The 12,942-nt window shown below is 70.2% G+C and carries 13 protein-coding genes; 4 read left to right on the top strand and 9 right to left on the bottom strand.

All coding sequences use genetic code 11. The annotated features are described in order from the left end of the window. Window positions 1–29: 29 nt before the first annotated feature. From JDV09_RS19375 to JDV09_RS19340, 8 genes are all read right to left on the bottom strand, one after another. Window positions 30–512 (bottom strand): DUF456 domain-containing protein, encoded by a 483-nt coding sequence (locus tag JDV09_RS19375; RefSeq protein ID WP_221370763.1) that lies wholly within the window; start codon window positions 510–512, stop codon window positions 30–32. Further along, on the bottom strand, window positions 509–1,249 hold the full coding sequence (locus tag JDV09_RS19370) for a methyltransferase domain-containing protein (RefSeq protein WP_221370796.1): 741 nt from the start codon (window positions 1,247–1,249) through the stop codon (window positions 509–511). The genes JDV09_RS19375 and JDV09_RS19370 overlap by 4 nt, the downstream gene beginning before the upstream one ends. A 14-nt stretch (window positions 1,250–1,263) precedes the next feature. Further along, the gene (locus JDV09_RS19365; RefSeq protein ID WP_221370762.1) at window positions 1,264–1,962 is read right to left on the bottom strand and encodes a haloacid dehalogenase type II; all 699 of its coding nucleotides are present in this window, start codon (window positions 1,960–1,962) and stop codon (window positions 1,264–1,266) included. Then, window positions 1,962–2,939: an NADPH:quinone oxidoreductase family protein gene (locus JDV09_RS19360; RefSeq protein ID WP_221370761.1), complete on the bottom strand. Its 978-nt coding sequence runs from the start codon at window positions 2,937–2,939 to the stop codon at window positions 1,962–1,964. Before JDV09_RS19360 ends, JDV09_RS19365 begins: the two co-directional genes overlap by 1 nt. Window positions 2,940–2,946: 7 nt before the next feature. Beyond that, complete coding sequence (locus JDV09_RS19355; RefSeq protein WP_221370760.1) at window positions 2,947–3,810, bottom strand: SDR family oxidoreductase; 864 nt, start codon at window positions 3,808–3,810, stop codon at window positions 2,947–2,949. 40 nt (window positions 3,811–3,850) lie between these two features. After that, complete coding sequence (locus JDV09_RS19350; RefSeq protein ID WP_221370759.1) at window positions 3,851–5,266, bottom strand: aldehyde dehydrogenase family protein; 1,416 nt, start codon at window positions 5,264–5,266, stop codon at window positions 3,851–3,853. A gap of 97 nt (window positions 5,267–5,363) precedes the next feature. Continuing rightward, entirely contained in the window at window positions 5,364–6,293 is a 930-nt protein-coding gene (locus tag JDV09_RS19345) for a class I SAM-dependent methyltransferase (RefSeq protein WP_221370758.1), read from the bottom strand. A 112-nt stretch (window positions 6,294–6,405) separates the two neighbouring features. Then, window positions 6,406–7,041: a TetR/AcrR family transcriptional regulator gene (locus JDV09_RS19340; RefSeq protein ID WP_221370757.1), complete on the bottom strand. Its 636-nt coding sequence runs from the start codon at window positions 7,039–7,041 to the stop codon at window positions 6,406–6,408. A gap of 167 nt (window positions 7,042–7,208) precedes the next feature. Between JDV09_RS19340 and JDV09_RS19335 the strand changes: the two genes are divergently transcribed. From JDV09_RS19335 to JDV09_RS19325, 3 genes are read left to right on the top strand one after another with little or no spacing between them, the layout of a single operon-like run. Continuing rightward, window positions 7,209–7,775: a TetR/AcrR family transcriptional regulator gene (locus JDV09_RS19335; RefSeq protein ID WP_221370756.1), complete on the top strand. Its 567-nt coding sequence runs from the start codon at window positions 7,209–7,211 to the stop codon at window positions 7,773–7,775. Next, a complete protein-coding gene (locus JDV09_RS19330; protein ID WP_221370755.1) occupies window positions 7,768–8,316 on the top strand; it encodes a hypothetical protein in 549 nt (182 codons plus the stop codon). The genes JDV09_RS19335 and JDV09_RS19330 overlap by 8 nt, the downstream gene beginning before the upstream one ends. Then, the gene (locus JDV09_RS19325) at window positions 8,316–10,466 is read left to right on the top strand and encodes an FUSC family protein (RefSeq protein WP_221370754.1); all 2,151 of its coding nucleotides are present in this window, start codon (window positions 8,316–8,318) and stop codon (window positions 10,464–10,466) included. The genes JDV09_RS19330 and JDV09_RS19325 overlap by 1 nt, the downstream gene beginning before the upstream one ends. A 188-nt stretch (window positions 10,467–10,654) precedes the next feature. Here the strand turns inward: JDV09_RS19325 and JDV09_RS19320 are convergent, their stop codons facing one another. After that, complete coding sequence (locus JDV09_RS19320) at window positions 10,655–11,629, bottom strand: pirin family protein (protein WP_221370753.1); 975 nt, start codon at window positions 11,627–11,629, stop codon at window positions 10,655–10,657. Between the two features lie 105 nt (window positions 11,630–11,734). Here JDV09_RS19320 and JDV09_RS19315 point away from each other — a divergent pair, with 105 nt between their 5' ends. After that, on the top strand, window positions 11,735–12,931 hold the full coding sequence (locus tag JDV09_RS19315) for an RtcB family protein (RefSeq protein WP_221370752.1): 1,197 nt from the start codon (window positions 11,735–11,737) through the stop codon (window positions 12,929–12,931). The last annotated feature ends 11 nt before the right edge of the window (window positions 12,932–12,942 follow it).

Below are 12,942 nucleotides of genomic sequence, written 5' to 3'. Positions count from 1 at the left end.
GACCCCGCTGCCGAACTCGCGGCAGCCGGCTACGTCAGGAAGACGCCGACCACCCATGCCACGGTGGCCAGCAGGGCGCCGGTGAACTCCACCCCCACCGACAGGGCCACGCCCTTCAGCGCGTGCACGGTCGAGGCCCATGCCCGGGTGGGGTCGCGACGTATCGCCAACTCGGCGGCGAACACCCCGGCCACGAAACCGATGAGCAGCCCGATCACCGGGATCACGAAGAAGCCGACGATGCCCAGCAGCGCGCCGGCGACCAGCACCGACGTGCGTACCTGCGCCTGGCGCATCCGCTTGACCGGCCAGGTGTACTTGATCACCTCAGCGGCGACGAACACCGCGGCCGCGACGCCGAACGTCGCCCACGACACGGCCGAGTTCTCGACGAAGGCCCAAACCCCGATGGCTCCGATGACGAGGATGCCGCCGGGCAGGACCGGCACGATGATGCCGGCCAGGCCGATCGCGATCGCCAGCGCGACCAGGATGATGCCGCCGGCGCTCACGGCTTCCTGCCGCGGGCCCACTGGACGGCGCCGATGCTCTTCGTGCGCACGCCGGTCAGCCCGAGACGCTCCAGCGTGTCGCCGATCTCGTCCTCGCCGAACGCGTGGGCGCCCGCGTTGGGCAGAAACCGCAACAGCCGGGCGCCGGGGCCGGCGGTGGGCACCATGACGGCCAGCCGCCGGCCGGGCCGCAGCACCCGCACCATCTCCGCCAGCGCCACCGCCGGATCGGGGATCAGCTGCAGCATCGCCACCGACACCACGGCGTCGACCGTCGCGTCGCGCAGCGGGAGTCGTTGCGCGTCGGCGCGGATGAACCCCACGGTGGGGCCCGCTTGGGCACGCACGGCGCGGGTGAGCATCGGCACCGAGACGTCGACGCCCAGCGCCAGACCCGACGGTCCGACGGCGCGTCCCAGCGCGGCCGTCACGTTTCCCGGCCCGCTGCCGACGTCGAGTGCCACCCCACCCTCGGGCAGGTCGAGCCATTGGGTGGGTTCCTGCCAGATGGTCGTCAACCGGCGGGCGATGGTCTGCGCGTTGTCGTAGAACCGGGCGCCCAGCGTCGAAGCCCAGAGCGCCTGGATGGCGCCGGTGTTGCGGTCCGGCCCCTGCGCGGACGGGTCGGCCAGCAGATCCAGATAGCCCGAACCCGCGTCGGGGTGTTCCGGCGGGTCGGCGAGCAGCGGCAGCGCCTTGGCCAGCGCCGCGGGCAGAGACGTGTTCACCTCGTCCACGCTACGCCGGCGGCTCACGCACCCAACCGGTCGGCGAGGTCGCAGAAATCGTCTGCCTGAACGTCGAATTCACCGTCCGGTGGCCTGCGCAGCGTGCGGGCGGGCCCGTGCTCGGCCGGTCGGTAGACGAACGCGGTGCGCAGTCCGGCGGCGCGGGCCGCCCGCAGGTCGGCGGGATGGGCGGCCACCATCATCAGCTCGCCCGGGGCGACACCGAGCAGACCGGCGCACCCGAGATAGGTCTGCGGATCCGGCTTGTAGTGCCGGAACAGTTCTGCCGAGAGCACGCAGTCCCACGGCAGGCCTGCGTGCCTGGCCATGTTCGTCAGCAGCGAGACGTTGCCGTTGGACAGCGTGGCGATGATGAATCGCCGCTTGAGCCGCGCCAGTCCGGCGACCGAGTCCGGCCACGGCTCGAGCCGGTGCCAGGCCCGGTTCAGCTCGTCGATCTGCGCATCGGTGGCGGTGATCTCGGCGGCTGCGAGCAGTTCGACGAGGCGTTGGCGGTGCAGGTCGTCCAGCGCGGTCCAGGGCGACTCACCGCGGCGGACCCGGTCCATCGCGGGGACATAGCCCGCCCGCCAGTCATCGGCCATTGCCGCCCAGTCCCGGGTCAGCCCGTTGGCGGCCCCGAACCGCTCCAGCTCCGCGGTCACGCTGGAACGCCAGTCGACCACGGTGCCGAACACGTCGAACGCCAGCGCGCGGACCATCAGCCTCGGGTGTCCGGCTCCAGGACGAGTTTTCCGTGCACCTCTCCGTCGGCCAGGGCCTGCAGCGCCTGCACCCCTGCGGACAGCGGAAAGCTCACGGGTGCAGGCGGTCTGAGTCCGGCGGCGACGAGTTCGCCGAGCCCGGCGGCGACCTCGGCCTGCGCGCCGGGGGTGCGGTTGACGAACTCGCCCCAGCCGACGCCGACGACGCTGACGTTGCGCAGCAGCAGCCGGTTCACCTTGACGGTCGGGATGCCGCCTCCCGCGGCGAAACCGAGGACCAGCAACCGGCCCTCGGTGGCCAGCGCGCGGACGGCGTCGTCGAATGCGGGTCCGCCGATCGGGTCGACCACCACGTCCACGCCGCGGCCGCCGGTGTGCTGTTTGACCGCGTCCAGCCATCCGTCGGTCAGCGGCAACACCGCATCGGCGCCGAGCGATTCGACGAACCCGACCGCGCCCGGCCGGTGCACCATCGCGATGACCCGGGCGCCCATCGCCTTGGCGATCTGCACCGCGGCGGTGCCCACACCCCCGCCGGAGCCCAGCACCAGCACGGTCTCGCCGGCGCGCAGCCCCGCGCGGCGCTGCAACGCGAAATACATCGTGTAGTAGTTGCCCAGCAGGGCGGCCGCCGCAGCATCGTCGACGTCGGCGGGGGTCGGCACCACGCTCTCGGGCGCCACGGCGACCCGTTCGGCGTAGCCGCCCATCATGGTGAACGCCGAGACACGTTGGCCGGCTTGAAATCCCGATCCGGCGGGGGCGCTGCGCACCACCCCGGCGACCTCCATGCCGGGGATGAACGGCGGATCCAGCCGCAGCTGGTACTCGCCGCGCAGGAGCAGCAGGTCCGGAAAACAGACCCCGGCCGCGCCCACGTCGATGATCACCTTCGCCGGATCCGCCGGGTCCGGCACATCGAGGTAGGCCAGCCCCGATGGGCCGGTCAGCTCCTGCGCGACAAGCGCTTTCATGTCTGGGTCAGCCGAGGCTGAAGGTGGCCCGCTCGGCCGCCGACAGATCGGTGATCTCGCCCCACCTGGCGGCGACGTCGTCGACCGACGGCACCTCGGTGAACGTCACACCGCTGTTCTGGAACAGCGCCGCGCGCTGCACCCTGCCGCCCCCGACGATGAACACCGATGCGGTGTCGGGCAGTTCCTCGGTGCACAGGTAGGCCACCACCGGGGCGACGTACTCCGGGGTCAGCTTCTCGAACACCTCCGGCGGCAGGATGTCCTGCGTCATCCGGGTGGCCGCGACCGGGGCGACCGCGTTGGCCTTGATGTCGTACTTGGCGCCCTCCTGGGCCAGCGTGTTGATCAGGCCGACGAGGCCGAGCTTGGCGGCACCGTAGTTGGCCTGGCCGAAGTTGCCGAACAGCCCGCTGGTCGAGGTCGCGACGACGACGCGCCCGAATCCGTTCTCCCGGAAGTGCGGCCAGGCCGCCCGGATCACGTTGTAGCCGCCGTAGAGGTGCACCTTGAGCACGGCGTCCCAGTTGGCGAACTCCATCTTGTGGAAGGTGCCGTCGCGCAGGATGCCCGCGTTGCTGACCACGCCGTCGACCTTGCCGAACTCGTCGATCGCGGTCTTGATGATGTTGGCCGCGCCCTCGGGTTCGGCGACCGAGTCGTAGTTCGCGACGGCCCGGCCCCCGGCGTCCTTGATCTCGGCGACCACCTGGTCGGCCATGGCCGAACCGGCCCCGGTGCCGTCGCGGGCCCCACCGAGATCGTTGACCACCACACTGGCGCCCTCACGGGCCAGCGTCAGCGCGTACTCCCGGCCGAGTCCGCCTCCGGCACCCGTGACGACGATGACACGATCCTGCACTCCTGGCACTGATCTTCCTCTCTTGAAGGTCCGCGCCGGCGGCTCGCCGCTAGAACAGCTTGCGCGCCAGCTTCCACGCCTTCTCTGTATACGGGGGATAGATGAAGGCGCCGACGTCGGGTCGGGTTGGCTTGACCATCACCGTCTTGCGGTGGCTGAATTCCTCGAACCCGTACTTGCCGTGGTAGGCCCCCATCCCGGACGGCCCGACACCGCCGAACGGCAGCTTGTTCGTGGCGAAATGGAACAGCAGGTGGTTGACCACCATGCCGCCGGCGGGCACTTCCCTGATCACCCGTTCGCGGGTGCTCTTGGCCTTGGTGAACAGGTATGCCGCCAGCGGCTTGGGCCTCGAGTTGACGAAAGCGATTGCGTCGTCCAGGGATTGGGCCGTCACGACGGGCAGGATCGGGCCGAAGATCTCGTCTGTCATCAGCGGCTCGGCGGGGTCGGGATCGACGACCACGGTCGGGTGGATGTGCATGTCACCGGCCCCGGGCTTGCCGCCGACCGCGATGTCGCCCTTCGTCGCAGCGAGCGCGTTGGTCAGCCGTTCGAAGTGGCGCTCGTTGACGATCCGCATTCCCTGTGGATGGTCGACCTCGTAGCTCGCGATGGCCTCGCCGATCTTGGTGACCAGCTCGTCGCGGATCTTGGCGTCGGCGATCACGTAGTCCGGCGCGATGCAGATCTGACCGGAGTTGATCAGCTTGGTCCACGCGATCCGCTTGGCGGCGACGTCGATGTCGGCGTCGGCGGCCACGATGACCGGGCTCTTGCCGCCCAGTTCGAGGGTCACCGGGGTCAGGTGCGCCGCGGCGCTCTGGTAGACCTTCCGGCCGATCTCGGTGCCGCCGGTGAACAGCAGATGGTCGAAGCCCTGTCCGATGAGCTCCTGGCTCACCGATCCGTCGCCCTCGACGATGGCGATCGCATCGGTGTCCAGGTAGCGGGGTACCAGTTCGGCCATCAGCGCCGACGACGCCGGGGCGACCTCGGACGGCTTGAGCATGACGGTGTTGCCGGCCGCGATGGCCCCGACGAGGGGACCGAGGGTGAGCGCGAACGGGAAGTTCCAGGCGCCGATGATCAACACCGTGCCGTACGGCTCGTACTCCACCCAGCCCAGCCCGGGCAACTGGGACATCTCGAGCATGCGGTAGCGGCGCTTCGTCCATTTCCCGGCGTTCTTGGCGGCGTCTTTGGCCTCACCGACGACGCTGGCGATGTCCGCCAGCCACGCTTCGAACGGTTTGCGCCCGAGATCGGTTTCCAGCGCGGCGGCGATGGCCGGCTCGTTCTCGACCATCAGCCGCTCCAGCGCGTGCAGCTGCTCCTTGCGCCAGTCGACGCTGCGGGTCCGTCCGGACGCGAACGTCTCCCGGAGCCGGCGCACGATCGCCGGGATGTCGGGGGTGGCGGGTGCCGCGACGGCCTGAACAGGCGTGACGGATTCGGTGGTCATGACGGGTCCTTCCTGACCTTCGGAGTACCCGAATCCTAACCAACCGGACGGTTGGTGAACAGCGCCCGTTCGGGCGGGACACCTGTCCCGAAGGGGGTCAGAGCCGCTCGGCGGTGGTGAACGTGGAGAACGACGGCTCGCCGCTGTCGGCGACCTCGACCAGTCGCCCGAGCCGGCGCATCTCGTCCTGCGACGCCACGTCACGGGCCCGCCAGCCGTGCGCGGAGAGCCATTGCCCCACGTCGGCGCGGTCCGGATCGTCGTAGGTCAACTCGGCGATGTCCATCGGCTCGACGCCGAGCTGATCGGCGATCACGGTGAACCGGTCACGCATCCGCTCCCGGCGCTCGGGAGCGTGCACCCCCATCGACTCGGCGGCGATCCGGCTGCCGGGCGCGCTGAGCTCGGTGATCTGCTCGAACAGCCGATCCTGGGCATCGGCGGGCAGGTACATCAGCAGGCCCTCGGCCAGCCACGCGGTGGGCTGCGCCGCGTCGAAGCCCGCGCCCCGCAGGGCCGCCGGCCAGTCCTGGCGCAGGTCGATGGCCACCTCCCGGCGGTCGGCGGCCGGCTGCACACCGTGCGCGGCCAGCGTGGCGGCCTTGTATTCGAGCACCCTGGGCTGATCGATCTCGAACACCGTGGTGCCCGCGGGCCACGGCAGCCGGAATGCCCGCGAGTCGAGGCCCGACGCCAGGATGACCACCTGGCGGATGCCCGCATCGACGGCCGCTGCGAAATAGGCGTCGAAGAAGTGGGTGCGCACGGCCTGGTAGCTGCCCATGTGCTCGAACATCGCGGCGACCTCACCATCGGACGCGGCCACCTTGGCGACGAACTCGTCGTCGAGCATGTACTCCCATGCGCCGGTGCCCGCATCGGCCACCAGGATCTTGGCGTACGGATCGCGGATCAGCGGATCGGGCCGGTCGGTCTCGGCGGCGCGGGCCGCGGCGACCATCACGGCGGTCGCCCCCACGGAGGAGGCGATGTCCCAGGTGTCGTTGTCGGTGCGCAGTGAACTCATGACGGCTCCGTCCGGGAGAGCAGATCCAACAGATTTACTTCGCAAGTCTATCTAATGAATGTGGCCGATCCCCAAACCCACAGCAAGACGGCAGGAACCCGGGGCGCCGGAGCTACTCGCTGAGGTTCCACAGCTTGTTGGCCAGCATCAGCTCGAGCTTGTGCACGACGAACCCGAGCTCGTCTCGGTCGCCGACGAACCCGGCGTAGAAGCCCATCCCCCACACGACGGCGACCAGCATCTCGACCAGGTGGCCGACATCGGTGTCGGTGCTCAGCTCCCCACGCCTGATCGCGTCGTCGACCGCCCAGGTCACGAACGCGCGCGAGTTCCGCAGCGGATCGTGCCGCTCGCTGGCCAGTTCCGGGTGGCGCTGGGTTTCCAGCACCGACGTGACCAGGAACGCCGCCGCGGAACGATCCTCGGCCTCGGCCTGGGTCGCGACGGACAGAAAGGCTGACAGCCTTCCGATCAACGACGTCTGCTCATGTGCATGTGCGACGCCGGCGCTGACAATCGCGGCATCGGTCTGCTGGACCACCTCGCCCCAGAGAATTCGTTTGCTGGCGAAGTAGTGGTTGATGGCGGGCCGGGTGAGGTCCGCGCGCACGGCAATGGCCTGAAACGTCGCCGCGTCATACCCGAGTTCGCTGAATACCTCACGGGCAGCGCACACAATGCGATGTCGCGTCTCGGCAGCCTTCGCTGCGGGTGGACGGCCCGGGCCTCGACTCGCCGTATGCGGCACGGTCGGATTGTGTCACACATCAACTGGATGTTGGCTGGCCGGCGCCGTCCGTTGCCCGATTGTGTCCATCCAGCAAACAACACGCGCCGCCGCCGGGTGGCCTGCACCCCCTTCGCGCACCGACCACGGGTGAACACTCGGCCGCTGTCGAACTATCGTGCTCAGGCATGGCAGGAGTCGCCTCGAGGGAATCGTTCTTCGACACCGGCCTCGACGTGCTCTCCGATCTCGGCTACGGCGGCCTGAAACTGGCCGAGGTGTGCCAACGGCTGGGCGTCACCAGCGGATCCTTCTACCACTATTTCGCGAGCTGGTCGGTCTACACCAACGAGCTCGTCGCGCACTGGTACGAAGGGCTGACCGTGAACGTCGTCGAGGCCGTCCAGGCCGAACCGGACCCCCGCAAGCGCATCGACAGCCTGATCCACGCCGGGCTGCTGCTGCCGCACGGCGCCGAGGCCGCGATCAGGGTCTGGAGCGCGATCGACCCCGAGGTGCGTGCGGTCCAGGCGGAGGTGGACCGTCAGCGCCACGATGCGATGTATCAGTGCGCGCTGGAGATCCTGGCCACTCCCCGACAGGCCGAGTTGTTCGCCGCATGGGCGGTCTACCTTCTGGTCGGCTACGAGCAGACGCTGCTGCCGATGGACACCGCGGGGCTGAGCTGGATCGCCGAGCAGCTTCTCGCCGCCCTCGACGGCGGCCGGTTCGCGTCGGTGCCCGCCGATGAGTGAGCAGACCGGGGATCCGGAGACCCGCGCCGGAACCGACGCCGAGGACCTGCCGGTACCCGTCGCACACACCGTGGCGATGCTGCGCGAACGCCTCTACGGGGCGATCTCCTGCCTGGCGACGCTGGCCGTGCTCACCCGCTACACCGGTGACGAAACCAGCGGATGGGCCCGCATGATCGATGTCGCGGTCGCGCTGGGTGGTCTGTGGCTGGCCAGCCTGCTCTCGGACTGGGTCGCGCACATGAGCGTGCACTCGCGTGCGCCGCAAGGCGTCGAGCGCTTGCGGATGCTGCAGGCGTCCGGGCAGATCCTGCAGGCCGGCGTGCTGCCGTTGGGGGCGCTGGCACTGGCCGGGATCGGCGTCTACGACACCGACACCGCGGTGTGGATCGCTCAGTGGATCCTGGTCGTCGAGCTGGCGCTGATCGCGCTGCTCGCCGTCCGCAAGACCGAGCTGCCCTGGTGGCGGCAGGTGATGATGGTGGTGCTGCTCGCCGGGGTGGGTCTGCTGGTCATCGCCGTCAAGGTGCTCGCGCACTGATGACGCAGGGCCCGCGCGGGCTGGTTGAGCGAATCGCACACCGGATCCGGCAACGCGATCCCGACCACGACGCACTCCGCCGCGCGGTACGGGCGGCGGTGATCGTGCCGACGGCCGGGGCCGTCGGGTTCGCGGTCGGCGGCGGTTCGCAGACACCGCTGTTCACCATCTTCGGTTCGGTGGCGTTGCTGGTGTTCGCCGACTTTCCGGGCAACCGGCAGAACCGCGCGGTCGCCTACGGCGGGCTGGCGCTCAACGGCTTCGTGCTGATCACCCTCGGCACCCTGATCGCCCCCTATCCGGTGCCCTCGGTGGCGCTGATGTTCGTGCTGGGCGTGGCGGTGACGTTCTGCGGGGTGCTCAGCGAGACGATCGCGGCCGGTCAGCGGTCCACGCTGCTGCTGTTCGTGCTGCCCGCGTGCACGCCGACCGGGCCGGTCGCCGAGCGGCTGCTGGGCTGGACCATCGCGCTGGCGGTGTGCGTCCCGGCGGCGCTGTTCATCCTGCCGCCGCGGCACCACGGGCAGCTGCGCCGGCGCGCCGCGCGGGCCTGCCGGACGCTGGCCGACCGGCTGGACGGGGCGGCCTCGGCCACCGATGTCTCGCACGCGATGAACCGGCTGCGGGAGACGTTCCTGGGGGCCGACTACCGCCCCGTCGGCCTGACCGCCGGCAGCCGCGCACTCGTCCGGGTGGTCGACGACCTCGAGTGGGTGACCGACCGCACCGGCCAGAAGGCGGGCGCGGCGCTCGCCGACATGAAGGATCCCGCGGTGCGGGTACTGCGCTGCGCGGCCGCGGTACTGCGGATCTCACATCCCGCCGGCCGGGACGCGTGGCGCGCCGAACTCGATGCCGCGCTGGTCGATCTGCGCACCGCGGCCCGGGGCCGCTACCGCGAGGACCTCGAGGCGATCCTGGGCGCGGCCGACGACGAGCGCGCGGTGGAGCTGGGCCGGGAACTGCTGCGCCGGCGCACCATCGCGGCCACCATCGGCGCGACCGGGCGGATCATCGCCGCGGCCGCGGCCGCCGACGCCCGCCCGGTGTGGGCCCGCGCCCTCGGTCTGCGACTGCCCGAGACCGGGGCGTCGGAGCGACTGTTGTCCGAGACCCGGGCGCTCACCCAGATCACCACCGGGTTTCTGGCGAATCGTTCGGTGGCGGTGCGCAACAGCCTGCGCACCGGGCTCGGGTTGGCGCTGGCGGTGGCCGTCACTCATGTCTTCCCGGTCGAGCACGGTTTCTGGGTGGTGCTCGGCGCGCTGTCGGTGCTGCGCAGCAGCGCGCTGACCACCGGAACCCGGGTGTGGCGTGCGGTGATCGGCACCGGCATCGGCTTCCTGATCGGCGCGGTGGTGATCAACTTCGTCGGCGTGGATCCGACGGTGCTGTGGGTCCTGATGCCGCTGGTGGTCTTCGGGTCGGCATATGTCCCGGAGATCGCGTCGTTCACCGCGGCCCAGGCGGCGTTCACGATGATGGTGCTGATCTTCTTCAACCTGATCGTGCCGACCGGGTGGCAGGTCGGACTGATCCGGGTGGAGGACGTCGTGGTCGGGGCCCTCGTCGGTGTGATGGTGTCGGTGTTGCTGTGGCCCCGGGGCGCCACCGCATCGGTCACCCGGGTGATCGACTCGGCGCGCGCGATCTTCGCGCGCTACCTGAAAGTGGCGGTGCTGCGCGTCACCCGGGGCGCCTTCGAGGAGCGCACCGACGAGCTGGTCACCCTCAGCCACGATGCGCTGAACGCCTCTCGCGTCGTCGATGACGCAGTGCGGCAGTATCTTTCGGAGAGCAGCGGGGAGACCGACTTCCGGGCGCCGGTGGTGCGTTCGTTCAACCGGGCGATCCGGCTGCGCGCCTCGGCCGATTTGATCGCCGACATCCCCACGCCGCCACCGCTGTGGGCGTACCCGAATGTGCGGGAGATCATCGAGGTCCACGTCGACGCCATCTGCGCACGGCTGGCCGGCCGGTTCGATCCGGCGCACGCGTGGGTGCCGATCAGCGACGACTTCGTGCTCGCACTGCGTTCGGAGGCGCTCGACGACACCCTCGGGGTCTCCGCGGCCTTGCCGCTGCTGACCGTCGCGGCCCTGCTCGGCGAACTGGAGTTGATCTACCCGCTGCAGCCTGCCCCGGCCTGACCCGGACCTCTTCGCCGGGTGCCCCGCCCCGTTCTTTCGCCGAAATGGCATTCCGGCAGGGCGCTTCTCGCACTTTTCCTGCCGGAATGCCATTTCGGCGGAGCGGTGGGAGGCGCAGGGGCGGAAGGGCGGCGGGAGGGCCTCAGCACTGCGACCGGTGCGGCATCAGCGCTGTGGGCGGTGCGGCATCAGCGCTGTGGGCGGTGCGGCATCAGCGCGCCGGGCGGGATGGTCCCGAACCTGCCCGCGTTGAAATCCTCGACCGCGGCGATGATCTCGGACTTCGAGTTCATCACGAACGGCCCGTACTGGAACACCGGCTCGCGGATCGGCCGGCCGCCGAGCAGCAGCACCTCGAGGGCGGGCCGGTTGCCGTCCTGGCCGCCGGCCGCGGCGACCGTGATGCGGTCCCCCGGGCCGAGCACGGCCAGCTGCCCCTGTTCGACCGGATGGCCGACGGGCCCGACCGCACCGCGGCCGGACAGCACGTAGCCCAGTGCGTTGAACTCCCGGTTCCACGGCAGGTTCAGCCGGGCACCGGGCTCGATGGTGGCATGCGCCAACGTGATCGGCGTGTGCGTCAGACCGGGCCCGCCCAGGCCGTCGATCTCGCCGGCGATCACCCGTACCAGTGCCCCGCCGTCGTCGGAGGACAGCAGCCGCACCTGGCCGCCCTCGATCGCCTGATACCTGGGCGCCGCGAACTTGTCCTTCTTCGGCAGGTTCACCCACAACTGGATGCCGTGGAACACCCCGCCGCTCTCCACCAGTTCGGCCGGCGGCGTCTCGATGTGCAGGACCCCCGATCCGGCCGTCATCCACTGGGTGGCGCCGTCTTCGATCAGGCCGCCACCGCCGTGTGAATCCTGATGGGCGAAGCGGCCGTCGATCATGTAGGTGACGGTCTCGAACCCGCGGTGCGGGTGCCAGTCGGTGCCGCGCGGTTCGCCGGGCTGGTACTCGACCTCGCCCATCTGGTCCATGTGCACGAACGGGTCCAGGTCGCGGGCGTCGACCCCGGCGAAGGCACGCACGACCGGGAAGCCCTCGCCCTCGTAACCGCGGGGACCGGTCGTCACCGAGCGCACGGGGCGTTCGGTGTCGGCCGGTGCCGGCCCGGCGATGCGGGGCAGGGTGAGCGTATCGGCGGTGACGGCAGGCATACTCACACCAACCGGACCATAGTCCGAATAATTCCCGGTCCGCCCATCCGCCGATCATCGCAATCGGCACCGTAAATCGCTCGGCGTCGAACGGATACTCGACACATGACCGTTCAGCATGTTGACGGCCACAAGCTGGTCAACTTCGCCTCGCTTGTCGACGACTCGACCGTCGCGCAGGCCCGGCAGACGGCGTCGATGCCGTTCGTGCACCCGCACGTGGCGTTGATGCCGGATGCCCACTTCGGCAAGGGCTCGGCGGTCGGCACGGTCATCCCCACCGTCGACGCGGTGATCCCGGCCGCGGTGGGGGTCGACATCGGGTGCGGCATGATCGCCGCGCGCACCGTCTACACGGCCGACGAAATCGCCGGGCGCGATCTGTCCGCGTTGCGGGCGTCGATCGAGTCGGCGATCCCGCTCTCGCCGGGCAACCACAACCGGCGCACCGACCGCTACCCGTTCACCGCGGCGCGGATCGACGAATTGCGTTGCGACGCCGAGGAGAACGGTGTACAGCTGACCCATTCGCTGAACTGGCCCTACCAGCTCGGCTCGCTCGGCGGCGGCAACCACTTCATCGAGCTGTGCCTCGACGAGCGGTCGCGGGTGTGGATGTTCCTGCACTCCGGGTCGCGCGGGGTGGGCAACAAGATCGCCCAGCACCACATCAAGGTGGCCCAGCGGCTGTGCGCGCAGGCGGGGGTCGAACTGCCCAACCGGGACCTGGCGTACCTGACCGCGGGCACCGACGAGTTCGCGGCGTACCTGCGGGATCTGCACTGGGCCCAGCGTTTCGCGCTGGCCAACCGCGCCGAGATGACGGACCGGTTCCGGCAGGCCCTGGCCCACTGGATGGGTGTGGATGCCGGCGCCGCGGCCGGCATCGAGGTCGACCGGGTGAACTGCCACCACAACTATGTCCAGCTCGAGCAGCACGGCGGGCGCGAGGTGTGGCTGACCCGCAAGGGCGCGGTCGACGCGCACGCCGGGGTGCGTGCGGTCATTCCCGGCAGCATGGGCACCCGCTCGTATGTGGTGCGCGGTAAGGGCAACCCGGCCGGCCTGTGCTCGGCCCCGCACGGGGCCGGTCGACGGTTCTCCCGGACCGAGGCGCGCAAGCGCTTCAGCGCCGAGGACCTCGCGGCCCGGATGACGGGCATCGAGTACCGCCACGGGTCGCAGTGGATCGACGAGATCCCGGACGCCTACAAGGACATCGATCAGGTCATGGCCGACGCCGCCGACCTGATCGAGGTCGAGCACTCACTTCGTCAGGTGCTCAACGTCAAGGGCACCTGAGCCTGTTTCCG

Source organism: Mycolicibacterium xanthum (genome assembly GCF_019710635.1).
GTDB lineage: Bacteria > Actinomycetota > Actinomycetes > Mycobacteriales > Mycobacteriaceae > Mycobacterium > Mycobacterium xanthum.
The sequence above is the reverse complement of the archived record's forward strand: the minus strand, read 5'-3'. Positions and strand labels throughout refer to the sequence as shown.

Coding starts and splice junctions, on each gene's coding strand:
- JDV09_RS19335 (WP_221370756.1), top strand. CDS start 7,209: ATGGCAGGAGTCGCCTCGAGGGAATCGTTCTTCGACACCGGCCTCGAC.
- JDV09_RS19365 (WP_221370762.1), bottom strand. CDS start 1,962: ATGGTCCGCGCGCTGGCGTTCGACGTGTTCGGCACCGTGGTCGACTGG.
- JDV09_RS19315 (WP_221370752.1), top strand. CDS start 11,735: ATGACCGTTCAGCATGTTGACGGCCACAAGCTGGTCAACTTCGCCTCG.
- JDV09_RS19360 (WP_221370761.1), bottom strand. CDS start 2,939: ATGAAAGCGCTTGTCGCGCAGGAGCTGACCGGCCCATCGGGGCTGGCC.
- JDV09_RS19350 (WP_221370759.1), bottom strand. CDS start 5,266: ATGACCACCGAATCCGTCACGCCTGTTCAGGCCGTCGCGGCACCCGCC.
- JDV09_RS19330 (WP_221370755.1), top strand. CDS start 7,768: ATGAGTGAGCAGACCGGGGATCCGGAGACCCGCGCCGGAACCGACGCC.
- JDV09_RS19345 (WP_221370758.1), bottom strand. CDS start 6,293: ATGAGTTCACTGCGCACCGACAACGACACCTGGGACATCGCCTCCTCC.
- JDV09_RS19325 (WP_221370754.1), top strand. CDS start 8,316: ATGACGCAGGGCCCGCGCGGGCTGGTTGAGCGAATCGCACACCGGATC.
- JDV09_RS19320 (WP_221370753.1), bottom strand. CDS start 11,629: ATGCCTGCCGTCACCGCCGATACGCTCACCCTGCCCCGCATCGCCGGG.